We start from the raw sequence: 26,936 nt of genomic DNA on the forward strand, positions 1-26,936 counted from the left end.
TCGCAGTGATTTATGTCTACTGCATTTATATTAAGATATAAATATCCTAATAATATAATTTATATGTTCCTCTAGATCTAGGGATGTTTCTATAACAATTTGCTCATCAATGCAAAAGTTATCAGTTTATATTTACCAATTACCTTTTAGAATATTTTATGGCCAGTAAAATATTCTTATTACTAACGTCTTTAACAATTTTCAGAATATTATTGTAATTGACAAACAATTAATATAAAACTCTAATAATCTTTAAATTGTTAATATTTATATATTATAATACAATTTTACAACAAATGCTATATATATGTAAATAAAAAATGAACCATTTTTACATTAATTCAAATTTATGTTTTTATTGCTAATTTAATCATTTTCATTTTGTATGATTATCTAATTAATAATAATTATCAACTTCAATTATTAATAATTTTATAAAAAGCCATGTGTTTTACTGTATATCTATGGTAATTCTGAAAAAAAAAACTACTCATATACAAAGAAAAGAGGATAATCATCACATATTAATAAAGATGATTATCCTCTCTTTTGTTTTTTCCAAAGAAAGTGCAATTATTCTTTTATAAAGCTTCTTATCAACTATTATCCTATTTCCTCTGTTTTAATTATATACCTGGTCAATTTCAGGATTTAAGCTATAGGAAGTTGTATTGGATCTATAATTAGGATATAACTGATTTATTTCATCCCTAAAGTAAGTCTCCATGACAGCTCTAGCAACGGGTGCTGCACTGCTTCCATGGGCAGAGTCATAGAGCACCACTGATACAGCTATCTCTGGTTTCTCTAAAGGTGCAAAGGCTACATATACACCATAAGCACTTCTTCCAATAGATTTTTGGTCATTTCTAAAGGGAGAGGTACCAGTTTTACCACCGGTAGCTATTGGGAAATTCCCAAAGGTACCTGCAGAGTGAACAGCAGCCATTCCCTCCTTAATAGCCTCTACGGTGGTAGCTTTAAGATTTAAATCTTCTATAACTGTGGGCTCAAAGTTCTGCATTATTTCTCCTTCAGGATTTACAACCTTATCCACCAGGTAAGATTCATATCTCGTACCTCCGTTCACCACGGTAGCCAAAGCACTGCAGAGTTGAAGGGGTGTAAATTGATTCATTCCCAGTCCAATGGAGCTATTAGTTAAATTACCAGGAGATGTCAAATCTCCTCCTTTATCATAGATAATATATCTTGCTAAATTATCCGCTGCATTATAGTAGTCACTTTCTTTATACAACTTAGCTTCTTTTTCTTCATATTCTGCTACAAGGTTTTTAAGAAGTTCTATAAGCTCTTCTTTTATCTTAATAAAATTCGGATCGTTCCTTGGAATGTCCCACAGTCCTTTGAATTTGTCTGAAACATAATCCTTCACCGCCTTTTTAGCCTTTGCTAGCTCTTCATTATCACTTTCCTTATAAGCTATATCGAAGGGCCTATGGTTATATCCTGAACCAGGGGCATAGGTATAACTTCCATTAGAAAGCATATCAACCACTTCATATTTTGATATGTTGGCAACTAGATTAGCATAGGCTGTACTGCTATAAACCTGTCCAAATTTATTTTCAAAAATCTCTATACCAGTACCATTTTCCGAGGCTGTCTCTGGGTCATAACCTAATCCAAGCTTCCAGGCATAGCTGGCTAAGGTATCTATCCCAGAATTTTTATACAATCTATATGCTAATTCATAAAAATAATAGTTACAGGAATCTTTGAAGCCCTTAGTCATATCCTCATAACCATGGGAGCCTCTCCTAGAGGCATATATTTCACACATACCTTGATAATTTTCAAATCCAGAATGTTTATTAAAAACTCCCTGGTCTAAAATTTTCTCCTCCGGGTCCACAACCCCTTCTTCTAACGCTGCTACAGCAGTAACAAATTTAAAGGTTGACCCTGATGGAAGCATACCTTGGGTTGCATAGTTAAAAAACGGCTTTGGATATATATCATAGGTATCCGATGTATAATCATTAGAGAAAAGCTCCTCTGGACTTAAGGTAGAACCTGTCTTTTTTATATATTCCTCTGCAAATGCCTCATAGTCAGGACTGAAATACTTCTTACTTAATTCATCGGTGAGAAGTCCAGGTATTGTAAATATATTCGGATCATAGTTTGGATAGCTTGCCATAGCCAATACCCTTCCAGTATTAACCTCCTGAACCACCACAGCTCCTCTCGTTGCATTAGCCACAATATTCTGTCCTCCATCAATAACCTTTTGTGATGCAATGGACTCTAGGGTTTCCTTCAGGGCTCTCTCAGCAGTATACTGAAGATTCATATCCACAGTAAGCTGAACATTGTTTCCCGGATAGGCTTCTAATGCAAAAAGCTCTTCAGTAATTCTACCGAAGGTATTTATCTTTACTATATTACCACCTTTAGTACCTTTAAGAACATTCTCAAAAGCAGCTTCAATACCACTTACGCCTATTTTATCTGTAGAAACATCATAGCCCTTAAGCTCATACTCTTCTTTTTCAGAAGGATTTATTGAAGACATATACCCGATAACAGTAGATGCAAGACTCCCATAAGGATAATATCTCACAGGCTGATATCTTACATCTATTCCGGGAAGCTCATTGAGCTTTTGCATAAATATAAAGGCGCTTTCATTAGATATATTAGAAGCAATGGTTGTCGCATTATAGCTGGAGTAACTCTGCATCTTGATTGCATCTAACACAACCATGTACCTTCTAATTTCTTTAAGGCTATATTTTTCCCTTAGGACTTCAGTGATTTCTTTCCCAGTCATCTCTTCATATATTTTTGTCTCCTCTTCAGAAGGGCCTAAAAGCTCATATAGAGAATACTGCTTAACGAGTCTGTAAAACATCTCCTCTGCGGTTACCTCAGTCATTTTTTCCTCTAAGAAAATAAGATCCTCTTCATCATACTCTTCTTCCTCTAATCCATGAAAATAATCTAATTCTTTTTTAAGATAATAATCAAGATTTCTATCTTCTTTAAATCTTAGATCTAAGGTTTTAATAGCTGAAGGTTCACTAGTACCATAATCAAAATAAAATGAGCCTTGATCATCCACCTTTAATTCTAGATCGTCGCTCATGACCTCACCAAGATCATCTAACATAGAAAATACTTCAGTCAGTGTATCAAGTAAAACTTCCCTGCTTTCTACGGTATCCATATATTCAATGGCATAACTCTGCTTACTATCTGCCAGGACATTCCCAGAGGAATCTAGTATTTTACCTCTAGGCGCCTGTTCTGCGATAGTCTTGGTGGAAGAATTGTTAGCTCTATCGGTATAATCCTCATGGTTCACTATCTGCAGAGTAATTAGCTTAGATAAAATTGCACCATATATAATGAAGAGCAATATAATTAAAGCAGTAAATCTATTTACTTTTCCCTTTCCTTTATTCAATAAGCAACACCTTCTTTTAATATGAAATTTACTTTATAGCAATACAAAACAACATTTTATTATATTTTTCTACATCTTTCATCATAATACCACATTAATTATTATCCATTCCATAGTAATTTAAGGAACAAAAAAAGCGTTAATGAAAATCACCTATTGGTAGCTTTCAATTACGCCATTTTATAATATAAACTACTATTAACCCTTTAGTTTCATTTACAGTCTACTTCAAATTCTTTTTGAACAGTATATAAAAAATTGAAATAATTTATTTACATTATTTCCCAGGAAATACTTCCTATTAGCTTGTCTTCTTTTTCCACAAACTACTGAGGCCTATTTCATTTCCTTCGAGTATTCTCTTTATATTAATCAAGTGTTTGAAGACCATGGCCAGAGATGCAACGGCAATTACCAATGGAATTAAATAGTCTCCTGTGGAATAAATGATGTAAAGAGGATATACTATAGCAGTAGTTAAGGTAGCTATAGCTATATAATCAGTGATAATTGTTATTATTACAGCCACTATACCTATAATTAAAAAAGCCTTCCAATTTGATGTGAGCATCATTCCCATAAAGGAAGCAAAGCCCTTACCACCTTTAAAGCCCATAAAAACTGGGAACATGTGTCCAAGGACACAGCCTACCCCTGCTACTGTTCCTATTAAAATATCATCAGGGAATAACATTTTAGCTACAAAAACCACAATTGCAGCCTTTAATATATCCCATAGTGCTACTAGAACTCCTACCTTAAATCCCATAGTTATAGCAGCATTAGAGGCACCAGGATTGTTAGAGCCTTTCTTTCTTATATCAAAGCCTTTGCTTTTACCTACTAAATAAGCAGCATTTACACATCCTAATAGATAACCTGCAATTCCACAAATTATATAAGACATAAACAACACCCCATTTTCAATATAAAATTTAGAATAAAATTTAAAATCTAAGTTAACTTTTAACTACTCTATACCCTCAAAGTTATTATATTTTTAATAATTATAGCATGTCTAATGCTAAATAACAATTTGGTAGGCTAAGTTAAGTTAAAAAGTAAATGTACAGGCAATAATATAAGTAACATAAAAAGTTTTAATCAATTAATCTTAAAGGATTGAATCTATATGCTATAATTAATATTCAGTTAATAATAAAGTGCTATTGTATTTTCATGTTTATTTTTGAAAGGAGATTCTCAATGCTAACCTTAGCCAATATTACCAAAGAATACCGACTGGGTGATAACATAATAAAAGCCCTTAAAGGTATAAATATAAAATTTCGAAAAAATGAATTCGTATCAATTCTCGGCCCCTCTGGCTGTGGAAAAACTACCTTATTAAACATCGTAGGTGGCTTAGACAAATACACCAATGGAGATTTAACCATCAATGGTACATCTACAAAGGAATATAAGGATAGAGATTGGGACACTTACAGGAATCACTCAGTAGGCTTTGTATTTCAAAGCTATAATCTGATACCTCATCAAAAGGTGCTTTCCAATGTAGAGCTGGCCCTCACTCTCTCTGGTGTATCCAAGGAAGAGAGAAGAAAAAGAGCAATTGAAGTACTGGAGCAGGTAGGTCTTGGAGATCAGATTCACAAAAAACCTAATCAAATGTCCGGTGGACAGATGCAGAGAGTTTCAATAGCTCGTGCCCTAATTAATGATCCAGATATATTGCTGGCCGATGAGCCTACAGGCGCTCTGGATACCCAAACTAGTCTTCAGATAATGAAGCTTTTAAAGGAAATAGCTGAGGATAGATTAATCATCATGGTTACCCATAACCCAGAGCTAGCTGAAAAATATTCAACAAGAATTATAAAGCTATTAGATGGTAAGGTAATTGATGATACTAATCCTTATATTGAAGATGAAAAGGAATATAAAGAAAGCAGTAGTGTAAAGAGTTCTAAAACCTCTATGTCCTTTTTCACAGCTCTTTCTCTGAGCTTAACTAATCTTCTTACTAAGAAGACCAGAACCTTTATGACAGCCTTTGCTGGTAGTATTGGTATAATAGGGATAGCTTTAATTTTAGCCCTATCTACAGGTTTTCAAAACTACATTAATAAGGTAGAAGAGGATACGTTGTCCTCTTACCCAATAACAATAGAAGAGGAATCTGTTGATATGAGCAGCCTTATTAATACTATGATGGGGATGTCAGAGAATAATTCAGAAGGCCGTGAGCCCAATAAGATTTATTCCAATGATGTTATGGGCGATATGCTAAGCTCCTTGGTTTCTGATATAGAAAGTAATAATCTTCAAGCCTTTAAGGAATATATAGAGAATGAGGATAATGGATTAGAAAATCTAACTAGCACAGTACAATATGGTTATAATACTACTCTTAACATTTATAAAGCTGACACCTCCCAAGGGATAGTTCAGGTTAATCCCAGCACAGTTATGGAGAATATAGGAATGGGTGCTCCTACCTCCCCATCAGCAGTCTCTTCACCTATGATGGGTGGCGGTAATGCAGATGTATGGGAAGAGCTATTCAATAATGAAAAGCTCCTGAAATCTCAATATGAGCTTTTAGAAGGCTCCTGGCCTTCCTCTTATGATGAAGTTGTATTAATTGTAGACGAAAACAATCAAATTAGTGATATGACTCTCTATTCCTTAGGCCTTAAGGATCAGGAGGAACTTAAGAATATGATGAAGGCCATAGAAAAGGATGAAGAGATAAAAACCGAGGAAGTGAGCTATAGCTTTGAGGACCTGTTAAAGCTCACCTATAAACTGGTATTAAATACTGATTACTACACCTACAACCAAGAGAATGGAAGCTGGAAGGATAATAAGGAAGATGAGATCTTCATGAAAAATCTAATAGATGATTCTCTAGAATTAAAAGTGGTTGGTATCCTTAAGCCCTCAAAGAACTCTGAGGGTGTTAATACCAATGGCTCCATAGGCTATCGACCTGACCTGATGGAATACGCTATAAATTCCATCAATGAGAGTGAAATAGTTAAAGCCCAAAAAGCTAATCCTGACACCGATGTGTTCACCGGTAAGCCCTTTGAGGATGAAACTAGTGAAGGTGACGAAGAAAGCACCTTTGATATGAGCACCTTAAGTCCTGAGGAGCAAGCTTATATGAGCACTTTATCAGAGGAAGAGCTTCAGCTTCTCATTAAAAGCTATGAAGCAGCTATGGTTTCTGATGCAACCTATGAAGAAAATCTTTCTATTTTAGGAGTAGCAGACCTTTCCTCTCCAAACCGCATCAATCTATACGCTGCAGACTTTGAAGCAAAGGAAGCTATTGCAGATAAAATAGCTGAATACAACAAAGAAATGACCTCAGAAGGTAAGGATACCTATGTTATTAATTATACTGACTATGTGGGCCTTATGATGTCTTCTGTAAGCAACATCATAAATACCATAACCTATGTTCTCATATCCTTCGTAGCTATTTCACTGGTTGTATCCTCTATAATGATAGGAATTATAACCTACATTTCCGTACTGGAAAGAACTAAGGAAATCGGTATCCTAAGAAGTATAGGTGCCTCAAAGAGAGATATTTCAAGAGTATTCAATGCTGAAACCCTAATTATAGGCTTTGTATCAGGTGCTTTAGGAATATTAACTACCCTACTGCTCACAATACCTATAAATGCAATAATAGAAAACATAGTAGATGTTCCTAATGTAGCTACACTTCCATTAAACGGTGCTATAACACTTATATTAATAAGTATGTCCTTAACCTTAATCGCAGGGTTAATACCTTCTAAGATAGCCTCTAGAAAGGATCCTGCTGTAGCTCTTAGAACTGAATAAAAGTGATTAAATAATAATAAAAGAATTGGGTACAGCTCTAATAGTAAATCTCATTAGGGCTGTACCTTTTTTATTCAGTATCTCTACATATCATAAAGAAGATAAGGTAAATTAGATTTTTTTCACCCTTTCGTCACCCTTAAAATTTATCTGGTTGACTATTATAAATATTTCTTGTACTCTTAAATTACAGTAAGGAGGTATTTATTCTATGTCTGTTAAAAATCAAGTATTATCAGAACTCTTAAGGAGTAATAATTATATATCAGGTGAACAGCTAGCTAAGGAATTAGAAGTGAGCAGAAATGCTATCTGGAAAGCTATTAAGAAGCTTCAGGAGGAAGGCTATAAAATTGAAGCTTCTGGAAAAAAAGGCTATAGACTAACAGAAGAATTAAATATAATTTCTGAACCCTCTATCAAGCAATATATTAGAGGAAGCTTTATTCCATCTACTATAGAAATACATAAAGAAATTCCATCTACCAATGCTAGAGCAAAGGTTCTGGCTGAAGGTGGTGCTCCCCATGGTGCTATTATTATATCAGACTCTCAATCCATGGGAAGAGGGAGATTAGGCCGCTCATTCTTCTCCCCTGCTGGTACTGGTATATATATGAGCATAGTACTTCGTCCTGAACTCACCAGTGAAGAAGCACCACAGCTTACATCTCTTGCAGCCGTTGCAGTATCAGAGGCAATAGAGCTTTTAGCTAAGGTGCCTATAAAAATAAAATGGGTTAATGATTTATTTTTAAATAAAAAGAAAATCTGCGGAATACTAACGGAGGCCAGCTTAGACTTCGAAAGCGGCAGAATTAATTATATAATACTAGGAATTGGAATTAATGTAGGAAGGATTAACTTTCCAGAGGAATTAAAAGAAATAGCTACCTCTATAGAAAATGAAACTTCCAACACTATATCTAAAAACCAGCTTATTGCTGAAATATTAAATTCCTTAAATAGGCTTTTACCTGAAATGAAATCAGGAAAATATCTAGAGGATGTTCGTAAACGTTCCCTGGTTATAGGCCAGAGTATAACTGTATTAAAAGGGTCAAGCACCTATACAGCTAAGGCTCTTGCCATAGACAACAAAGGAGCGCTGATCGTGGAAGGTCCTAAGGGAATAGAAACCCTGTCTTCTGGAGAAATATCCATAAGGCTTTAATACAGGAGGAAGTAGTTATGAATATAAAAGATATCACCCTTATCTCTTTAATGGCAGCGCTAATGTGTATTGTAGCCCCATTCTCACTCCCTGTAGGGCCTATTCCTATTTCTCTTTCTACCTTTGCGGTTTATATAGCTGCAGGCCTCCTGGGAAGAAAAAGAGGAACTATGGCTGTGCTCACTTATATTCTATTAGGAGCCACAGGACTCCCTGTGTTTTCTGGCTTCTCTGGAGGAATACAGAAGCTCTTTGGTGTCACTGGTGGCTATATAATTGGCTATCTCCCCTGTGTCTACATTTCAGGATATTTTATAAAAAATGTGGATGAAAAAAAATGGGTGTATCCAATAGGTTTGTCCTTGGGGACACTAGCCTGCTATACCTTAGGGACACTATGGTTTATGTTGCAAGCCTCAGTGACTCCTCTTACAGCCTTAAGCACCTGTGTATTTCCCTTCATTCCAGGAGATATAATAAAAATAATAGCAGCTACTACAATTATTTCCCCTATGAGAAAAGTACTAAAACTATCCATTAATATATAACTATTGCACAATTATAGGAATATTTTGTTATAATAAAAATATCAATAATCGTTCTAAAGGAGGCTTTTATGAAAACTACTTATTTGAATCATTGCGGCTTTTCTGTTGAGCTCCAGGAGATGACTTTAATATTTGATTATTATAAAGGTAATATACCAGAATTACCAATAGATAAGCCTCTCTATATTTTTGTCAGTCATGGACATAAGGATCATTTTAATAGCGAAATATTTTCTTTGTCCCATAAATACTCTAATATAACCTATGTATTATCTAATGATATAACCTTCGACACACTTGAGGAGCTTGTACCTGATCTAGCTCTATTATTAAAGGATAAAATTCATTTTATTGGTACTAATGAGAATTTAACTCTATTACAGGAGGATTTCGCCATTACCATAGAAACCTTGAAATCTACAGATGCTGGTGTTGCTTTCTTGATTACTACTCCAGACCAAACTATTTACCATGCAGGAGATTTAAATCTTTGGTCCTGGAGCGATGAGCCTGAGGATGAAAACCTTCAGATGGAGATAGCCTTTAAGGAGGAAATCAACAAAATTCAAGGAAGACACATAAATCTTGCTTTTATGACCCTTGATCCTAGACAGGAGGAACGCTACAGCTTAGGCTTTGATTACTTCATGAGAACAGTTACTGTGGATAAGGTTTACCCTATTCATTGCTGGGAGGATTATGAAATAATAGATAAGCTATTAAAGGATCCCATTTCTGAAGACTATAGAGATCAGATAGTGAAATATAGATAATCTTTATTACCCACCGCTAACTGACCTAATGGTATATAAATTTATTAGGAGGATAATCATGATTACTTATCAAGAGGCCATGGAGGAGCTCCTAAAGCTCCAGGAAGAAATAAAGGTTTTAGAAAACAAAAAAGCCAGTGAGAAAAAAGCTTTAGAAAAACAAAAACATATTCAAAAGGAAATGGAAGACAATCTATATTATGAGCAGCTGGATGTACAAAAGCTAGAAAAGCAATCCCTATCCAGGCTTCTAGCCAAGCTCACCGGTAGTTATGACGATAAGTATCACAAGGAATATAGAGAATATACAGAGGCTAGGGTAAAGTATAACGACATCTGCTATATTGTTAAAGAAATGGAAGGCAGATTACAGAATCTTGCCTCAGAAATATTCAAGCTCAAGGCCTCACATAAAGACTTAAAAGAGCAAATATATAGGGATTATTCAGAGGGTCAGGAAGCAGCAAGGGCAATTAACGAGGAAAAACAGAGACTTTATAGTCAGCGTAAGGAGCTTTTAGAAGCCAAGGAAGCGGTAAGAGCCGTCTATAACCTGGCTGAAGAGGCTTGTGTAGCTTATGATAAAGCTGAAGGCTGGTCCACTGTAGACACCTTTTTTGGAGGCGGACTCTTAAGTGACCTTGCAAAATACTCAAAGATTGATGAGGCCGATGAAGCTGTAAGAAGTATGAATGCTGCGGCACATCGATTAGAGAAGGAGCTCAAGGATGTTAATTTGGCTTTTAATGGCTATATTGATACAATAGACTCCTCCAGCAGATTCTTTGACATAGCCTTTGATAATATTTTTTCCGACTGGAGCATAAGAGATCGTATCAGCGGCAATTTGGATGAGCTGGAGAGCTATATGAGTAGACTAGCCTCCCTAGAAGATAGATTAAATACTGAAATAAAGAATATAGATAGCAAGCTAAAAGGGTTAGATTAGATATTTATGTAATTCATAGTTATCAAGAAATTCTAAATGATAATTACACTGTTTAAAATATAAAATAATATAATAAAAACGACTATAATGGTCGTTTTTATGCTTTATTTAGACATTATTCTTTCATTTTCACCGTATATCGAAGGATTTATAGGACAATCTCCCGCAAAAATGTTATAATAATTATATGCGTTTTTTAAGAAATACTAAGGGGAGGAAAACGCCTATATAGTAGCGCGTGGATAGATTACATGAAAAAGAAACTTTTAGCGGTAATAACCGCAGCTGTAGTACTTCTAGCTAACAGCTCCGCAGCTTATGCAGATATTGAAGTAAACAAAAATAAGCTTCAAGAGCTAGAAAGCAAGGTCTATAAGCTAGAGGAGGAAATATTTTTATTAAATGATGAAATATCTTCTGTAAAAGAAGAGCTTATTGATAATAGTAAAGAAATTGAAGGTATAGAAGAGCAATTGCAAGCTACAGAAGGAATGATTAAAGCTTCTGAAGAAAGCATGAAGGATAAGCAAGCTTTATATGAATTAAAAATGAGACAGCTCTATAAAGAAAATGGACAAATCTCCTACTTAACCATATTGTTTGATTCTAAAAGTCTTGGAGATTTAATTTCAAAAGTTAGCTTAGTCTCCCAGCTATTACGATTCGATAGTGAAATTATTAATGATTTTCAAGAAGAAAAAAATAAGCTTATCCAATTAGTGGATGAATTAAACAATAAAGAAGCACAAGCAAAAAGCCTCAAAAGAACTAATGAAAAAAAGCTTAATAGTTTAGAGGAAAAAAGAAAAGATCAAAGAGAGCTTGTTAAAGAAATAAATTTAGATATGGAAGCCTTGAGACTATTGATTGCGGAGGAAGAGAATTACACTGCTTCTGAAGAAATTATTGTGGATACTTCTATTTCTATAACCCCTAATGAAGAGGACAAAAATAATGGACAAGTCATCCAAGATAGCAGCCAAAACAACGAAAATCCAGCTGAAGAAGATGACTCTGATAATACAGTAGACCTTGATAAAGAAGCTACCTCTAATAACGATAATATATCAGAAACAAGCTTAGGAGTTTTCAAGCTAACAGCTTATTGCAGCTGCGTAAAATGCTGTGGCACCCACTCTAGCGGCACTACAGCTACTGGGACCACACCTAAGTCCAACCACACTATATCCGTAGACCCTTCGATAATTCCCTTTGGAACTATAGTGATGATAAATGGAGAAAATTATGTTGCTGAGGATAGTGGCGGTGGAGTAAAAAAGTATCATATTGATATTTATTTTGATACCCATGAAGAAGCTCTAGCCTTTGGTGTCCAGTATGCAGAAGTATATGCAAATAAAAAATAAGGTAGTCAGTTCAGTTTGGCTACCTTATTTTTTATTTAGATCATTTCCTGTAATTACTATTTTTAGAATAAGCAAAGCCTATAAAAACTCCACAAATTCCACCAATAATATGAGTAAACTGAGATATATTATCCCTTATAGTTATCCCCTGTAAAATTTCCTGACCTAAGTATAAAATAATCACTATTATCAGGGTCAGAGGTATACTTCCCTTTTCCATCCCAGCAAAGGAGGACAAAACTATCATCATAAAAACAATACCGCTGGCTCCTAGGAGACTAGTGTTGGGAAAGAAGGTAATCTGCACTACACCACCAACAAAAGCAGTTATCGCAATTGCTATGAGAAGCTTTTTGCTTCCATACTTCTCCTCTAATGGAGGTCCTACAATCAGCATAAGCAGCATATTGGACATATAATGATTAAAATCTATATGTCCCAAGACATAGGTGAACAGCCTTACATAAGTCAGAGGATCTAAAGGTGATGAGCGATAAACAGAGAAAAATTTAAATATAAGCCACCTATCGGTAATAATCCCTACAATCAAAACTACTAGAGCTACAAAGCTATAAGTTAAAATTACTGGTGAATTATATCTTATGTTTTTTAAATACTTCATATATTTCCTCCTATCTTATTACTTCCTTCCCAATTTCCTAACTATGATATATGGTTTTATAAAGATTATTCTTACCTAATTTATTCTCTTTAAAGCCTCTTCAGCGGTCTTTATTAAATATTCCATTGCAGCTATTGGATATTTTCCCTGTGCCGTTTCACCAGTGAGCATCACTGAGGCTGCTCCATCCAATACAGCATTATATATATCCAGTACCTCTGCCCTAGTAGGAACAGGATTTTCTATCATGGAATTTAACATTTGAGTCACTACCATGAAATGCTTGCCTTTACTTCTACAGATTTCTGATATATTCTTTTGAATCCTCGGCAGCTCCCATAGAGGCATAGAATTTCCTAAATCTCCCCTTGCTATAACTATCTCATCACAATAATCTATTATCTCTGTAAGCTTCTTTACTCCAAGGATATTTTCTAACTTTGCATATATTTTTATACCTTGGCCATTTTCTTTTAATAATGCTTCTTTAAGAGTTATCAGGTCCTCCTTCCCTCTAACAAAGGGCAGCATAACTCCTGTAACACCATAGTTTATTGCAGCTTTAATATTCACATAGTCTCTGTGGGTTAAAGTAGGATTCATATTATCTCTTGGTATAGCTATATTCTTTTTTGACTGAAGCAGTCCTCCATGGACAACCTCACATAACAAGCTGTCTCCTTGGTTCTCTTTTACATAGAATTCTATGAGGCCATCACTCAGTAATATCTTTTCACCAACCTCGGCTGTGCTAATGATACAGGATGGTACAGGAATTCCCTTTTTCCCCAATATAGCAAACTCTCCTGATTTGAAACCTATAGAATTTTTTAAGTTACCTATCCTAAGCTCTGGACCTTCTAGATCTATTAAGAGTTCTGGTTCCATTCCCGCCATTGTTGCTGCTTTATTATAGTTATCCAGCCATTCTCCACTATCCTTCAAATCCACGTGAGATAAGTTTAATCTAATCCCTGTCATTCCTACCTTAAACATTTCTAATAAGGTCTCAAAAGAAGCGCAAGCTGGACCTAAGGTGCCATAATAATTAATCCTATTCATTATAATTAAACCCCGTTTTTTTAAAATTCTAAATGATATCTTATCTTATTATACTATAAAGCTAAAAGAAGAAGTAGAATTTAGGGGAGTAAAAGGTCTTATTGAAGAACAATCTCCTTAACATTTTGTGGTATCCATTCAATAAGAGCAAAATTTCCATTGGATACTTCGCTTACTTTATTAATCCACTTTAGTTCACTCAGGGCTTTTCCCATTAGAACTGGGTTTGTAGCTTCACCTAAGGTAATAATTATCACCTCAGTATGCTTTTCATATCTAAGCTTTGGAAGCAGATTCTAATATAAACATTTTTCTTATAAATCTTGCCTCCTAAGCATTATTGCAATTGCAATTATTTTTATCTTTACATATGCAATCTTCAGTATCAGTTATTAACTCCATAAGAAACAACATCAGCTTATTACAGTTGTTATTATTGAGAGAATAGTGATTCCATTGTCCTTCCCTTCTACTCACTACTAATCCACAATCTATTAATACCTTCATGTGATGTGACAAAGTAGGCTGAGTAAATTTAAAGTACTCCAGAAGATCGCAAGCGCATTTTTCTCCACAGGATAAAATATCAATTATTTTAAGTCTGTTTGGATCAGAAAGAGCCTTCATTATTTTCGACTGAGCATCGTAATTTTTAATCATAGCAACACCTCTATATAGATATATATCTATATATAATATATTATTTTTATATTTTTGGTCAATATATAATGATACATGTTTGTGCTTTTCTATATTATTGGATTTTTATATATACTTCCAGAATAATACCTAATTAATTATTTTTTTCTCTTTTCAAAGCTTTTCTTATTTGGTAGGAAAACTTCGGATAAACTTTATAGCAAAAAGGGCTATACACTAAAAATTAGCGTATAGCCCTTAAAAATTACCTGGCAACTTCCTACTCTCCCACAGAGCTTCCCCTGCAGTACCATCGGCCCTATGAAGCTTAACCGTCGTGTTCGGAATGGGAACGGGTGTTACCTTCATGGCATTATCACCAGATATGGTCTCATTATAATAGACCTAATATTAATTTTTAAAATAAAACTGACCCGGCAACTTCCTACTCTCCCACAGAGCTTCCCCTGCAGTACCATCGGCCCTATGAAGCTTAACCATCGTGTTCGGAATGGAAACGGGTGTTACCTTCATGGCATTGCCACCGGATAAGCAGACATTCTAAATCTTCGATTTAGCATGGTCGCTTATGCAAATCTCGCTAGAGATTTACAATCCTTAGAAAAAACTGTTGTTCTTTCAAAACTGCATACAGAATGATGTTAGTAAAGTCGTCATTTATTTTGGTCAAGCCCTCGACCTATTAGTATCGGTCAGCTGAACACGTTGCCGTGCTTACACCTCCGACCTATCAACCTCGTGTTCTTCGAGGGGTCTTACTAGCTTACGCTATGGGAAATCTAATCTTGAGGTGGGCTTCACGCTTAGATGCTTTCAGCGTTTATCCCTTCCCGACATAGCTACCCAGCTGTGCTCCTGGCGGAACAACTGGTGCACCAGAGGTCAGTCCATCCCGGTCCTCTCGTACTAAGGACAGCTCCTCTCAAATTTCCTGCGCCCGTGGCGGATAGGGACCGAACTGTCTCACGACGTTCTGAACCCAGCTCGCGTGCCGCTTTAATGGGCGAACAGCCCAACCCTTGGGACCTACTTCAGCCCCAGGATGCGACGAGCCGACATCGAGGTGCCAAACCTCCCCGTCGATGTGGACTCTTGGGGGAGATCAGCCTGTTATCCCCGAGGTAGCTTTTATCCGTTGAGCGATGGCCCTCCCACGAGGTACCACCGGATCACTAAGTCCGACTTTCGTCCCTGCTCCACTTGTAGGTGTCGCAGTCAGGCTCCCTTATGCCTTTGCGCTCTTCGAACGATTTCCGACCGTTCTGAGGGAACCTTTGAGCGCCTCCGTTACTTTTTAGGAGGCGACCGCCCCAGTCAAACTGCCCGCCTAACAATGTCCCGTCACCAGCTTCATGGTGCCCGGTTAGAATTCCAGTACTGTCAGGGTGGTATCCCAAGGTTGACTCCACAGAGCCTGACGACCCTGTTTCCCAGTCTCCCACCTATCCTGTACAGACAATACCGAAACTCAATGCTAAGCTGCAGTAAAGCTCTACGGGGTCTTTCCGTCCAACCACGGGTAGCAAGCATCTTCACTTGCACTACAATTTCGCCGGATTTGCAGTTGAGACAGTGCCCAAGTCATTACGCCATTCGTGCGGGTCAGAACTTACCTGACAAGGAATTTCGCTACCTTAGGACCGTTATAGTTACGGCCGCCGTTTACTGGGGCTTAAGTTCATGCCTTCGCTTGCGCTAAGCAATCCCCTTAACCTTCCAGCACCGGGCAGGCGTCAGCCCCTATACATCAGCTTACGCTTTAGCAGAGACCTGTGTTTTTGCTAAACAGTTGCTTGGGCCTATTCTCTGCGGCCATGTCTCCATGGCACCCCTTCTCCCGAAGTTACGGGGTCAATTTGCCGAGTTCCTTAACTGCAATTCTTCCGCCAGCCTTAGGATTCTCTCCTCACCTACCTGTGTCGGTTTGCGGTACGGGTACTGTCTCTCTCCCTAGACGCTTTTCTTGGCAGCGTGGAATCATGTACTTCGGCCCCGTAGGACCTTCCCCATCACACCTCAGCTTAATACAGGCGGATTTGCCTATCCTGTATACCTAAGTGCTTAGACCAGCATCCAATAGCTGGCACACACTATCCTCCTGCGTCACGCCATCGGTAATAACGATTAACAGCAGTATCGGAATATCAACCGATTGTCCATCACCTACGCCTTTCGGCCTCGGCTTAGGTCCCGACTAACCCTCAGCGGACGAGCCTTCCTGAGGAAACCTTAGGTTTTCGGCCAATGGGATTCTCACCCATTTCTCGCTACTTATGCCTACATTCTCACTCCTGTACAGTCCACCGCTCCTTACGGTACGACTTCAGCCCATACAGGACGCTCCCCTACCACTGACACTATTGTGTCAATCCGTAGCTTCGGTGATAGATTTTAGCCCCGGACATCTTCGGCGCGGGATCTCTCGACTAGTGAGCTATTACGCACTCTTTGAATGAGTGGCTGCTTCTAAGCCAACATCCTAGTTGTCTTAGAAATCCCACATCCTTTACCACTTAATCTATACTTGGGGACCTTAGCTGACGGTCTGGGCTTTTTCCCTTTTGACAATGGCACTTATCTGTCACTGTCTGACTGCCGGACTCATAGTATGCGGCATTCGGAGTTTGATAAGGTTCGGTAAGCTATACGCCCCCTAGCCCATTCAGTGCTCTACCTCCGCTACTCATATCCGACGCTAGCCCTAAAGCTATTTCGAGGAGAACCAGCTATCTCCGAGTTCGATTGGAATTTCTCCGCTATCCACAGCTCATCCCATGGTTTTTCAACACCAACGTGGTTCGGTCCTCCACGGAATTTTACTTCCGCTTCAACCTGGCCATGGATAGGTCACCCGGTTTCGGGTCTACGGCATGCAACTAGTCGCCCTATTAAGACTCGGTTTCCCTTCGGCTCCGTACCTAAAGTACTTAACCTCGCTACATACCGTAACTCGTAGGCTCGTTCTACAAAAAGCACGTCATCACACACATAAGGTGCTCTGACCGGTTGTAGGCACATGGTTTCAGATTCTATTTCACTCCCCTCCCGGGGTTCTTTTCACCTTTCCCTCACGGTACTTCTTCACTATCGGTCATCAGGTAGTATTTAGCCTTGGGAGGTGGTCCTCCCTGCTTCCCACAAGGTTTCACGTGTCTCGTGGTACTCTGGATCAGAACTGGCTATCAATGACTTTCACCTACAAGGCTGTTACTTTCTGTGGCCCAGCTTTCCAGCTGGCTTCGGTTAGTCATCTCCTGCATTTGTTGTTCTGTCCGCAACCCCGGAAACAAGTTTCCGGTTTGGGCTCTTTCCTTTTCGCTCGCCGCTACTAAGAAAATCGATTTTTCTTTCTCTTCCTCCAGGTACTTAGATGTTTCAGTTCCCTGGGTTTACCCTCCATAACCTATGGATTCAGTTATGGATACATGGGGTTACCCATGTGAGTTTCCTCATTCGGAGATCTCCGGATCACTGGCTATGTGCGCCTACCCGAAGCTTATCGCAGCTTATCACGTCCTTCATCGGCTCCTGATGCCAAGGCATTCACCATGCGCCCTTTGTAGCTTGACCATTTTCGCTCACATTAAGCTGCGTACTGCTTCGTCGCTTTCGTCACTCCGGTACTCACGTACGGTTATGTACGTTCCGTGCCTTCGTTCCTCGGCTCCTCGCATTACTTCGCTTACTGTTCGCTCTGACGTAGAAACTTTAAAAGTCTTACGTCAAGGTTCTATTAGTTTACGGTTTTACAATTAATCTCAGCGAAATTATACGTTGAATAGATTCAATTTATAATTTGCACTTTAAAAGATTGTAGTTATCTTTACTTACATCAGTTTCTGTATGCAGTTTTCAAAGAACAAGTTGAAAGACATAGTCTCTCAAAATTGGACAGAGAATTTGGTTGTAGAATAAACCCAGCTTTGTGAATCGGTGCTTTTCCAAGGGAAAAGGCTTCCGATTAAGTTTCCTTAGAAAGGAGGTGATCCAGCCGCAGGTTCTCCTACGGCTACCTTGTTACGACTTCACCCCAATCGCTGACCCTACCTTCGGCCGCTGGCTCCTTGCGGTTACCTCACGGACTTCGGGTATTGCCAACTCTCATGGTGTGACGGGCGGTGTGTACAAGGCCCGGGAACGTATTCACCGCGACATTCTGATTCGCGATTACTAGCAACTCCGGCTTCATGCAGGCGAGTTTCAGCCTGCAATCCGAACTGGGACGAGTTTTAGAGTTTTGCTCCACCTCGCGGTCTTGCGTCTCTCTGTACTCGCCATTGTAGCACGTGTGTAGCCCTAGACATAAGGGGCATGATGATTTGACGTCATCCCCACCTTCCTCCCGGTTAACCCGGGCAGTCTCGCTAGAGTGCTCAACTTAATGGTAGCAACTAACAACAAGGGTTGCGCTCGTTGCGGGACTTAACCCAACATCTCACGACACGAGCTGACGACAACCATGCACCACCTGTCTTCCTGCCCCGAAGGGCTTCCCCGATTAAGGGTAATTCAGGAGATGTCAAGTCTAGGTAAGGTTCTTCGCGTTGCTTCGAATTAAACCACATGCTCCGCTGCTTGTGCGGGCCCCCGTCAATTCCTTTGAGTTTTAATCTTGCGACCGTACTCCCCAGGCGGGGTACTTATTGTGTTAACGGCGGCACAGGGGGAGTCGACACCCCCTACACCTAGTACCCATCGTTTACGGCGTGGACTACCAGGGTATCTAATCCTGTTTGCTCCCCACGCTTTCGAGCCTCAGTGTCAGTTACAGTCCAGAAAGTCGCCTTCGCCACTGGTGTTCTTCCTAATCTCTACGCATTTCACCGCTACACTAGGAATTCCACTTTCCTCTCCTGCACTCTAGACGCCCAGTTTCAAATGCAGTTCCCAGGTTGAGCCCGGGTATTTCACATCTGACTTAAGCATCCACCTACACTCCCTTTACGCCCAGTAAATCCGGACAACGCTCGCCACCTACGTATTACCGCGGCTGCTGGCACGTAGTTAGCCGTGGCTTCCTCCTCAGGTACCGTCATTATCGTCCCTGAAGACAGAGCTTTACAACCCGAAGGCCTTCATCACTCACGCGGCGTTGCTGCATCAGGGTTTCCCCCATTGTGCAATATTCCCCACTGCTGCCTCCCGTAGGAGTCTGGGCCGTGTCTCAGTCCCAATGTGGCCGATCACCCTCTCAGGTCGGCTACGCATCGTCGCCTTGGTGAGCCGTTACCTCACCAACTAGCTAATGCGCCGCGGGCCCATCTCGAAGCGGATTTCTCCTTTAATCAGTTCATCATGCGAAAAACTGATATTATGCGGTATTAATCTCCCTTTCGGGAGGCTATCCCCCTCTTCGAGGCAGGTTGCCCACGTGTTACTCACCCGTCCGCCGCTAGGAAACTCCCGAAGGAGCTTCCTCGCTCGACTTGCATGTGTTAGGCACGCCGCCAGCGTTCGTCCTGAGCCAGGATCAAACTCTCAATTTAAAAGTTTGATACTTCTCAAAATTACTTAAAAAAATTGCTGGTTTGTGTTTGTTCTAAACTTAGTTCTCTGTTCAATTTTCAAAGACCATTGCGGCTTTTCGTGAACCGCTTGATTATAATATCATGTCGCTTTTTCTTTGTCAACACTCTTTTCTAAAACTTTTTTTCTTTCTCAAGAAACTCAAGTTTCAATCTACTAAGCGAGTAAAACAAGCTTTTAAATCTTCTACAACTCTTAGCTCTTAGTTTTTACCTCTTAGCTCAAGTGTTTTGCGTTTGTCGCAAGCGACTTATATATAATACCTCTAATCGAAAAGTTATACCCCAAATAAAAGTGCATATTTCATATTATTTCTGTATAATTCTTTCATTTATTACTTTTTACTCACTATTTCTCATATCGATACACCAGGATGAGTTTTTATCAGTACATACTCCAATTATAGCATTAAGAACCTATTGCTTAATTATGTACTCCTTTTAATATCCTTAAACCTATAGCTCCTGTTAATATTTCAGACACTAAAAAAACAACCAAACTCCATCCATATGGTAAAAATAAGCTAATATTAATAGTATAGGTATGATAATAATTATCCCTCTCGCAACAGATATCCATGCCGAAGCTCTTATCCTTTCTGTTGCTGCAAGATATGCCGCCATGACAATATTCAAGCCAGCAATAGAAAGCCTGTAAATTATACCAACAATCGGCGCCAACCCCGTAGCTAAGGCCGCACAAAAAATCCCCATGTTCATAGGAAAAACAAATATTTAATCAAAAATAATATTAAATAAAGGAATAAAGAATATAAATTTTCTTAAATAAATTATCTGCATCTCTATTAATTATCACTATAAACACCACCTCTATAAAAACAAAATGTTTGGTCTCATCCTAAACCTTATAAAGGATGATTCCAAACACTTGTTTATTTCTACCTAAAGGTAGAAAAGTGTTCATATATTATTGTTCCTATTTCAGTGATAATATATTCTCTAGAGCATAGAAATACAAAAACCACAAATAAATTATCAACAGCTACTAATTCCAAATGCTTTTTGAGCTTCTAGTTGAATAATAAAGTATCCCATTTTCTACGGTAGCTTCAGATACATTCACAGATCCTGTATAGTTAAATTTATTTAAATAGATATCTCTACCAAAATCTTCTACGTATAATGTATTTTTCTGTAGATTATCAATTACATCCTCAAAGTACATAAAAACAATATTACTTCTCTCATTTCCTGGAGCAACTGCTATGGGGGTAGTGTCATCAAAATATAGCACAAGGTTTTTATTGCTAGAGTAATCCTTTGCTTCTACACGATAACCATCACCATCACGGACTGCATCACTAAAGTCTATAATAACATTATATTGTTCCAAACTATCAGTAATTACCCCATCATATGCTTTATGAGCTTCGTTAGTATAATTATTGTTTCTTCCATTAAAGAAGCCACTGTTACCATTAGCTCTTCCTGCAGAAAACAAGCCTGAAACTAAATTCATTAAAATTATCATAAAGAAAAATGAACGTATGAAACTGAAGGGACTATAGGTTTTCTTCCTAGCGCCTCCAAAGCCTCCATAATAGCCCTGACCATTTCCCTGGCTCTGATAACCACCCTGATTGAAGGGTCCCCTATAAAAGCCTCCGCCATTATAAGATTGTCCACCATAACCATTCTGGGAACTGTTTTGGTTATTTCCACCTTGATAATAACCATAACCTCTCTGGCCATAAGGATTACCATAAGGATTCCCTTGTGTATTCCAACCACTAGAAGACGGTGTATATACAAAATTATTATCCTTTATTACTGCATAAGCTTCATTAATTTCCTGTGCCTTTCTTGTGGCATCAGAAGACTTGGCTACATCAGGATGCCATTTCATTAAAAGCTCCTTACGCGCTTTCATAACCTCTTCCTTAGTAGCATTTTTGTTTAAGCCTAAAACTCTGTAGGCTTCTTCCATGGACATTCGACCTGCCATTATTTCCGCTCCTTAAAACTGTATAATTCAAAAATTCTTCCTATTATATCTTACCCTATTTATGTGAACTCTATAAGAACACAATGAAATTTTATCATCTTTTTTCATTATTATCTTCATTTTTGAATAATTTTCGCAAAAAAAGCTTCATCTCGTAATATATAACATAGTATTTTTTAATAAAATAATAAAATCATAACAATCAACTTAAAGTCTTGCTCTATCAAAAATCGACTTTATTAGACACTATATTGCGAAGATTATTGATATTTATTTTGCAATATTTTATAATAATAATGCAAATAAACCACGGAGGACACTTATGAATTTAAATTATTTTTACAGTACTAGAATTATTACCGGGAAGAATTGTGTACTAAATAATTATTCTCATTTTAGAGCCTTAGGAAGACGCTGTCTCATAGTAACAGGCCAATCCAGCGCAAAAAAGAGTGGCGCTCTAAAGGATGTGCAATCTGTTCTTAACAGCTTCAATATCTCTTATGATATATATGATAAAGTATCACAGAACCCTTCAATAGCCACCTGCATTAATGGAGGAAAAATAGCCCATGCTATAGAAGCAGATTTTATCATAGGTATCGGAGGAGGGTCACCATTAGATGCATCAAAGGCTATAGCAGTTTTTGCTGCAAATCCAGATCTCACAGAGGAGGAGCTCTACTCTGTTCACTGGACTAACAAACCTCTTCCCATCGTCACCATCGGCACCACCGCTGGAACAGGAAGCGAAGTTACCTCCGTATCAGTAATAACCAATAGCAAGGGATTAAAGAAAAGCTTCAAAGACGATTCAATATTTCCTTCACTAGGCTTAGGAGACCCCACATATACAATGTCATTATCAGACGAATTTACTTCTTCTACAGCATTGGACGCCCTAGCTCACTGTATTGAAAGCTATTTCAATCGAACTGCTAATGATATATCAATGACCTTCTCAATAAAAGGAGTTAAAACCTTACTTAAAGGTCTTATAGCCCTTAAAGAAGAAGGTGCATCAAACCTCTCCTTCGAGGATAGGGAACTGCTATATAACGGCTCCATCTACGGAGGCCTTGCTATTAATGCTACCGGCACTGCTTTTCCACATTCCCTAGGATATTTTCTTACTGAGCTTTATGGGGTATCCCATGGTACTGCCTGTGCTACATTCCTTCCATTCTTTATAGAGCATAATGCAAGACAAGTACCAGAGCTTTCTGATAGCTTTTTCCAGGAGGTAGGTATAAAAAAGGAAGAGCTTATAGCATTGATAAGTTCACTTACTCCACGCTTCTCCCTTAAACTTACAGATTCCGAGAAGAAAACACTATCACCTAGATGGATAAATAACAAAAATCTTATTAAGAGCTGGGGAGAGATTGATTCTGACTTCGTATATAATCTTCTAACAGAGATGTTTTAGCAATCTTTTTAATTTATAATATTTTATAAAGGAAGAGTATCTAATAGATACTCTTTTTAAATTTTCCCATTTTATTTCACAACCTAGAATTTAAGTATTTATATGTAATTGCTCCCAAAAACTTTAATTATTAATTTTTCTTGTATTTTCGACTTTTTCAAACCAAGATAATACTACTAATTTACAGTTAAACATTATTATTCAAGGGTTTATCCTTATAATGGAATAGTTCTGTCGATAATAATCGATTATTTTTTCAATCGTGTTTGTTTTTTCGACAGACTTTTTTCGTCTACAATGCTACTATTTATTTAGGAAATGACCTCTTATTTACAGCAGCAAAAACTATATTTAAGGGGGAAAGTTCATGAATAGTTACGAAGGAATGAGTTATTCGAAAGAATATAAAGTAGTTAAGAATCTCAGTACCGTAATAGAGAACAGGACCTATTCTTATAGATTAATAAAGTCTCAATACATAAGTTCTCACGGAGATAAGGTTCAAGCATACGGTATAGAAGCTGAAAGAACAGATTTAGCTAATAAGCAAGTTATAGGTATTGAAAGGGCTGGTGTAGAATACATAAGTCCCGATGTACATAAGGTATCTAATCTTCTTTTAAAGCTTCATTCTAACAATGTATCACCAATACATTTAACAGATGTAATCGGAGAATATGTTGATGATTATGCTTCCGATTTCGACAGTTATAGATTGTCCAAATCCAATTAATCTAAAACACTTGTAATACTACAATATTACAAAATAAATAAGACCTTCTAGATTGGTATAGCTGTATCTAGGAGGTCTTATTGTACTCTGCTTGTAAAGTTTATAGATTCAATTTCTAGAGCAAATACTCTAGCTGACAATCATAAGGTTCCCTGATCACATGTTCTTGGTTATATTCCTCTGCTTCTATGCATCCCAGGGCTTTGTAAAAGCTCTGGGTTTCTACTGAGGAATGAGCAGAAATATACAGCTTTTTAGCTCCCTTTTCTCTCGCCCACTGAGCTGACAGCAAGAATAATTTCTTACCTATTCCTCTTCCCCTAGCCTCTAAAGAAACATGTATACTAGAAAGATCTAAGTACTCACCTTTTGAACCAATAGGACTTCCTTCAATGGCGGCAAACCCCTGCAACCTTTCATCAATAAACGCACCATAAATCATCCCTGAGGTTCTCAATGTATTTTTAAGATAAGAGACCAGCTCATTATATTCCTCTAAACTCCACTGATCTATAAAAGCTATATCTTTTATAATCCACTGTCCATCTACCTTTCTCCAGCATTTAGTAACCTTCTGATATCTATTAAAATCCTTAAAAAGCTCTAGAGTAATTTCATCCTCTAAAAGTTCTCTATATTCCATAATTACACCTCAATCTTATAATAAGTTTTCTAATTCCTTGAAAGAATAAAGACTGTCATCAGTATACAGAAAAAGCCTATAATATCTATCCATATAAGCTCCGTATTCAGCCACATTACCATAATTAAAGCAGCGGAAAGAGGTTCAATTGTACCAAGCATACTGGCCTTTACTGCACCAATGATTTTTACGCCCTGCAAGAACAAGGTAAAGGCAACTACCGTTCCTAAAAAACATATAGCAATGAGGGCCGCTATTCCTCTGCCATCTAAAGGAATATAGCCTCTCCAAGCTTTACTTCCTATTCCTAAAACCACACCTCCTATGAACATACCATATCCTGTAACAGAGATACTACCCCATTTTTCCATTATATTCACTGGAAGCATAGTATATAGAGCTGCTCCAAAAGCCGCTAATATTCCCCAGAGCAAACCTTCCTTTGTGAGCACCATAGAATGTATATTTCCATGGGTTGAAAGTATAAATACACCAATAAGAGCTAGTACAATTGCAGTAATCTCACTTCTACTAGGCAGCTTCTTCATAATAAAGCAGCTGCTTATCATAATAATAGCTGGTCCTAGATTTTGAAGCACCGTAGCAGTGCCTGCATTGGAATAAGCTATTGCCTGCATGTAAGACAGCTGGCAAAACATCAGTCCCATAACTGCAAACACAATAAGCCTCACTGCATCCCTTCTACTCCTCCATATCCCTATCATATTATTTCTTTCTTTTATTAGCCCCAGAGCTATCAATACAAGTCCTGCACAAATCATCCTCACCGTGGTAAGCCAACGGGTATTAACACCGTAATTCTGAAATAAAAATTGGCCACAGGCACCTGAAAAGCCCCATAATATCCCTCCTACTAAAGTGCAGAATATCCCTGTGGCTGCTATCTTCTTTTCCTTCATTTCTCCCTCCATCCCCATTGTTATAAAGCTTTCAATAACTAAATAGTACAACGGTTTCAACTAATAATAATTCCAGTTCAACAAAAAATTCGGAATTGAGGTTCCATCTCTATAAATATATTATATAGAAACTAATGGATTTTTTAAGTATATTATTAGAAAAAAGCAGAGGAAGCTCTGCTTTTTATTTATACAATAACATATCTCTGGATTATCTCTTTAAACGTCTCACTATAAAACTCTTCATCTAATTGACCATTGCAGCTTTTAATTACACCAGCAGAAGCCATATTGGACTTATCACAAGTAATCAGTACTTTATTTAGTCCGATGATCTTACAGAATTCCAAAGCTTCTTTTAGCATTAAACTGCCATAGCCTTTTCTTCTTTCTGAAGGTCTTATACTATAACCTATATGACCACCTTCTTTTCTCAAATAATCATTTAAGGCCAAACGGATATTTATCATTCCGATGATTTTTCCATCATCCTCACGAATATAAAAATAAGTTAGAGCCGGAACTCTGCCTGGGGCAATATTAGCAATATCTAAATCTGCAATAACCTTTTTAATCCACTGTTCATAGCTGTACTTTTTTAAATACATATCAAGAGAGCCTGCCCCGTGAATTTCAGAAGAGCAGGAATAAAACTCTTCGATAAAGTCCACAGCCTTCTGTTTATACTCTTCTGTTGGAAATACAAATTTCATATATTATCCCCCTATAATTCTATACTCATAACTATATTTGATCAGATTCCTCATGGAAATCCTCTTCTAAATAGGAATCATCCCATAATTTATTTAACTCCCCCGCACAATAAAATAATCTAAATATAAATGCTGATGCTATGATAAATAATATGATTATTAAAATGATTAAGACCCCCCTCATTTGTTAAATGCCCATTTATTATGAAAACTCTTCTTTACAATTCCCAATTTCATATATAGATATTCTCAAGATAATTATAGCATCTAAATACAATATTTGTAAATTATGTTATAATATTAAAACGATCATAAAGGAGGTTTCACCATGAAGAGAAAGGACTTTTATATTGGTCTATTTGTTATTACCATATCCCTTTATATCCTTGGCTTTATTACATCCCCTAGAAACTTTGGAGACTTTAGCTCTTATTTATTACAGGATCCAATAATTTATTTATTCTTTTATACTGAGGCTATTACTCTCGCTATCATAATTATATATTTAATAGTCCGTGAAATTTGCGCTATGATTAGATACGATTCAGATAAAAAGTAATTATTTCTTGAAGGACTTTTGCTTTAAATTATTGGCCT

At 37.6% G+C, this 26,936-nt stretch carries 19 protein-coding genes and 4 rRNA genes; 9 read left to right on the plus strand and 14 right to left on the minus strand.

Annotated features, from left to right (window positions below):
* Positions 1-622 precede the first annotated feature (622 nt).
* Complete coding sequence (locus tag ACPWSR_RS00115) at positions 623-3,433, minus strand: penicillin-binding transpeptidase domain-containing protein (RefSeq protein WP_426349691.1); 2,811 nt, start codon at positions 3,431-3,433, stop codon at positions 623-625.
* A 301-nt stretch (positions 3,434-3,734) separates the two neighbouring features.
* Positions 3,735-4,340: a glycerol-3-phosphate acyltransferase gene (locus tag ACPWSR_RS00120; protein WP_426349692.1), complete on the minus strand. Its 606-nt coding sequence runs from the start codon at positions 4,338-4,340 to the stop codon at positions 3,735-3,737.
* Positions 4,341-4,639: 299 nt separating this feature from the next.
* On the opposite strand from ACPWSR_RS00120, the gene ACPWSR_RS00125 reads away from it, so the two are divergent.
* The 6 genes from ACPWSR_RS00125 to ACPWSR_RS00150 all read left to right on the plus strand — a co-directional run bounded on the left by ACPWSR_RS00125 (position 4,640) and on the right by ACPWSR_RS00150 (position 12,066).
* Positions 4,640-7,255 (plus strand): ATP-binding cassette domain-containing protein, encoded by a 2,616-nt coding sequence (locus ACPWSR_RS00125; RefSeq protein ID WP_426349693.1) that lies wholly within the window; start codon positions 4,640-4,642, stop codon positions 7,253-7,255.
* Between the two features lie 211 nt (positions 7,256-7,466).
* Complete coding sequence (locus ACPWSR_RS00130) at positions 7,467-8,429, plus strand: biotin--[acetyl-CoA-carboxylase] ligase (protein WP_426349694.1); 963 nt, start codon at positions 7,467-7,469, stop codon at positions 8,427-8,429.
* A gap of 17 nt (positions 8,430-8,446) precedes the next feature.
* Positions 8,447-8,977, plus strand: coding sequence for a biotin transporter BioY (locus ACPWSR_RS00135; RefSeq protein WP_426349695.1), 531 nt, complete (start codon positions 8,447-8,449; stop codon positions 8,975-8,977).
* A 68-nt stretch (positions 8,978-9,045) separates the two neighbouring features.
* Positions 9,046-9,750 (plus strand): MBL fold metallo-hydrolase, encoded by a 705-nt coding sequence (locus ACPWSR_RS00140; RefSeq protein ID WP_426349696.1) that lies wholly within the window; start codon positions 9,046-9,048, stop codon positions 9,748-9,750.
* 58 nt (positions 9,751-9,808) lie between these two features.
* A complete protein-coding gene (locus tag ACPWSR_RS00145; RefSeq protein ID WP_426349697.1) occupies positions 9,809-10,699 on the plus strand; it encodes a hypothetical protein in 891 nt (296 codons plus the stop codon).
* Positions 10,700-10,950: 251 nt separating this feature from the next.
* Positions 10,951-12,066: a PcsB-like coiled-coil domain-containing protein gene (locus ACPWSR_RS00150; protein WP_426349698.1), complete on the plus strand. Its 1,116-nt coding sequence runs from the start codon at positions 10,951-10,953 to the stop codon at positions 12,064-12,066.
* Positions 12,067-12,106: 40 nt separating this feature from the next.
* Here ACPWSR_RS00150 and ACPWSR_RS00155 read toward each other — a convergent pair whose 3' ends face one another.
* The 9 genes from ACPWSR_RS00155 to ACPWSR_RS00195 form a co-directional block, all read right to left on the minus strand.
* Positions 12,107-12,688 (minus strand): rhomboid family intramembrane serine protease, encoded by a 582-nt coding sequence (locus tag ACPWSR_RS00155; protein WP_426349699.1) that lies wholly within the window; start codon positions 12,686-12,688, stop codon positions 12,107-12,109.
* A 75-nt stretch (positions 12,689-12,763) separates the two neighbouring features.
* The gene (locus ACPWSR_RS00160; protein WP_426349700.1) at positions 12,764-13,750 is read right to left on the minus strand and encodes a pyruvate kinase; all 987 of its coding nucleotides are present in this window, start codon (positions 13,748-13,750) and stop codon (positions 12,764-12,766) included.
* Positions 13,751-14,080: 330 nt separating this feature from the next.
* Positions 14,081-14,410: an ArsR/SmtB family transcription factor gene (locus ACPWSR_RS00165; protein WP_426349701.1), complete on the minus strand. Its 330-nt coding sequence runs from the start codon at positions 14,408-14,410 to the stop codon at positions 14,081-14,083.
* A gap of 246 nt (positions 14,411-14,656) precedes the next feature.
* Positions 14,657-14,773 (minus strand): 5S ribosomal RNA (rrf, locus tag ACPWSR_RS00170).
* Between the two features lie 48 nt (positions 14,774-14,821).
* Positions 14,822-14,938, minus strand: a 5S ribosomal RNA gene (gene rrf / locus ACPWSR_RS00175).
* A gap of 134 nt (positions 14,939-15,072) precedes the next feature.
* Positions 15,073-17,980, minus strand: a 23S ribosomal RNA gene (locus ACPWSR_RS00180).
* 405 nt (positions 17,981-18,385) lie between these two features.
* Positions 18,386-19,896 (minus strand): 16S ribosomal RNA (locus ACPWSR_RS00185).
* Together the 16S, 23S and 5S rRNA genes form the textbook arrangement of a ribosomal RNA operon.
* A 522-nt stretch (positions 19,897-20,418) precedes the next feature.
* The gene (locus ACPWSR_RS00190; RefSeq protein ID WP_426349702.1) at positions 20,419-20,649 is read right to left on the minus strand and encodes a hypothetical protein; all 231 of its coding nucleotides are present in this window, start codon (positions 20,647-20,649) and stop codon (positions 20,419-20,421) included.
* Between the two features lie 292 nt (positions 20,650-20,941).
* Positions 20,942-21,901, minus strand: coding sequence for a DnaJ domain-containing protein (locus tag ACPWSR_RS00195; RefSeq protein WP_426349703.1), 960 nt, complete (start codon positions 21,899-21,901; stop codon positions 20,942-20,944).
* Between the two features lie 322 nt (positions 21,902-22,223).
* Here ACPWSR_RS00195 and ACPWSR_RS00200 point away from each other — a divergent pair, with 322 nt between their 5' ends.
* The gene (locus tag ACPWSR_RS00200; protein WP_426349704.1) at positions 22,224-23,330 is read left to right on the plus strand and encodes an iron-containing alcohol dehydrogenase; all 1,107 of its coding nucleotides are present in this window, start codon (positions 22,224-22,226) and stop codon (positions 23,328-23,330) included.
* Between the two features lie 367 nt (positions 23,331-23,697).
* Positions 23,698-24,063, plus strand: a complete 366-nt coding sequence (locus ACPWSR_RS00205; protein WP_426349705.1) for a DUF6514 family protein — start codon at positions 23,698-23,700, stop codon at positions 24,061-24,063.
* A gap of 115 nt (positions 24,064-24,178) precedes the next feature.
* Here the strand turns inward: ACPWSR_RS00205 and ACPWSR_RS00210 are convergent, their stop codons facing one another.
* From ACPWSR_RS00210 to ACPWSR_RS00220, 3 genes are all read right to left on the minus strand, one after another.
* A complete protein-coding gene (locus tag ACPWSR_RS00210; RefSeq protein ID WP_426349706.1) occupies positions 24,179-24,706 on the minus strand; it encodes a GNAT family N-acetyltransferase in 528 nt (175 codons plus the stop codon).
* A gap of 29 nt (positions 24,707-24,735) precedes the next feature.
* Positions 24,736-25,626 carry a DMT family transporter gene (locus tag ACPWSR_RS00215; RefSeq protein ID WP_426349707.1) on the minus strand — a complete coding sequence of 297 codons (891 nt, stop codon included), beginning with the start codon at positions 25,624-25,626 and terminating at the stop codon, positions 24,736-24,738.
* Between the two features lie 188 nt (positions 25,627-25,814).
* Positions 25,815-26,339, minus strand: a complete 525-nt coding sequence (locus tag ACPWSR_RS00220) for a GNAT family N-acetyltransferase (RefSeq protein WP_426349708.1) — start codon at positions 26,337-26,339, stop codon at positions 25,815-25,817.
* A gap of 328 nt (positions 26,340-26,667) precedes the next feature.
* On the opposite strand from ACPWSR_RS00220, the gene ACPWSR_RS00225 reads away from it, so the two are divergent.
* Positions 26,668-26,898, plus strand: a complete 231-nt coding sequence (locus ACPWSR_RS00225) for a hypothetical protein (RefSeq protein WP_426349709.1) — start codon at positions 26,668-26,670, stop codon at positions 26,896-26,898.
* Positions 26,899-26,936 lie beyond the last annotated feature (38 nt).

Origin of the sequence: Alloiococcus sp. CFN-8, assembly GCF_049943125.1 — a bacterium.
Taxonomy (GTDB): Bacteria; Bacillota; Clostridia; order Clostridiales; family Clostridiaceae; genus JAEXZL01.

What these genes read in the sequence shown, in the direction of transcription:
- ACPWSR_RS00200 (WP_426349704.1), top strand. Translation starts at nt 22,224, where the DNA reads ATGAATTTAAATTATTTTTACAGTACTAGAATTATTACCGGGAAGAAT.
- ACPWSR_RS00140 (WP_426349696.1), top strand. Translation starts at nt 9,046, where the DNA reads ATGAAAACTACTTATTTGAATCATTGCGGCTTTTCTGTTGAGCTCCAG.
- ACPWSR_RS00210 (WP_426349706.1), bottom strand. Translation starts at nt 24,706, where the DNA reads ATGGAATATAGAGAACTTTTAGAGGATGAAATTACTCTAGAGCTTTTT.
- ACPWSR_RS00145 (WP_426349697.1), top strand. Translation starts at nt 9,809, where the DNA reads ATGATTACTTATCAAGAGGCCATGGAGGAGCTCCTAAAGCTCCAGGAA.
- ACPWSR_RS00195 (WP_426349703.1), bottom strand. Translation starts at nt 21,901, where the DNA reads ATGGCAGGTCGAATGTCCATGGAAGAAGCCTACAGAGTTTTAGGCTTA.
- ACPWSR_RS00130 (WP_426349694.1), top strand. Translation starts at nt 7,467, where the DNA reads ATGTCTGTTAAAAATCAAGTATTATCAGAACTCTTAAGGAGTAATAAT.
- ACPWSR_RS00125 (WP_426349693.1), top strand. Translation starts at nt 4,640, where the DNA reads ATGCTAACCTTAGCCAATATTACCAAAGAATACCGACTGGGTGATAAC.
- ACPWSR_RS00215 (WP_426349707.1), bottom strand. Translation starts at nt 25,626, where the DNA reads ATGAAGGAAAAGAAGATAGCAGCCACAGGGATATTCTGCACTTTAGTA.
- ACPWSR_RS00220 (WP_426349708.1), bottom strand. Translation starts at nt 26,339, where the DNA reads ATGAAATTTGTATTTCCAACAGAAGAGTATAAACAGAAGGCTGTGGAC.
- ACPWSR_RS00160 (WP_426349700.1), bottom strand. Translation starts at nt 13,750, where the DNA reads ATGAATAGGATTAATTATTATGGCACCTTAGGTCCAGCTTGCGCTTCT.
- ACPWSR_RS00165 (WP_426349701.1), bottom strand. Translation starts at nt 14,410, where the DNA reads ATGATTAAAAATTACGATGCTCAGTCGAAAATAATGAAGGCTCTTTCT.
- ACPWSR_RS00225 (WP_426349709.1), top strand. Translation starts at nt 26,668, where the DNA reads ATGAAGAGAAAGGACTTTTATATTGGTCTATTTGTTATTACCATATCC.
- ACPWSR_RS00135 (WP_426349695.1), top strand. Translation starts at nt 8,447, where the DNA reads ATGAATATAAAAGATATCACCCTTATCTCTTTAATGGCAGCGCTAATG.
- ACPWSR_RS00190 (WP_426349702.1), bottom strand. Translation starts at nt 20,649, where the DNA reads ATGGGGATTTTTTGTGCGGCCTTAGCTACGGGGTTGGCGCCGATTGTT.
- ACPWSR_RS00205 (WP_426349705.1), top strand. Translation starts at nt 23,698, where the DNA reads ATGAATAGTTACGAAGGAATGAGTTATTCGAAAGAATATAAAGTAGTT.
- ACPWSR_RS00150 (WP_426349698.1), top strand. Translation starts at nt 10,951, where the DNA reads ATGAAAAAGAAACTTTTAGCGGTAATAACCGCAGCTGTAGTACTTCTA.
- ACPWSR_RS00120 (WP_426349692.1), bottom strand. Translation starts at nt 4,340, where the DNA reads ATGTCTTATATAATTTGTGGAATTGCAGGTTATCTATTAGGATGTGTA.
- ACPWSR_RS00155 (WP_426349699.1), bottom strand. Translation starts at nt 12,688, where the DNA reads ATGAAGTATTTAAAAAACATAAGATATAATTCACCAGTAATTTTAACT.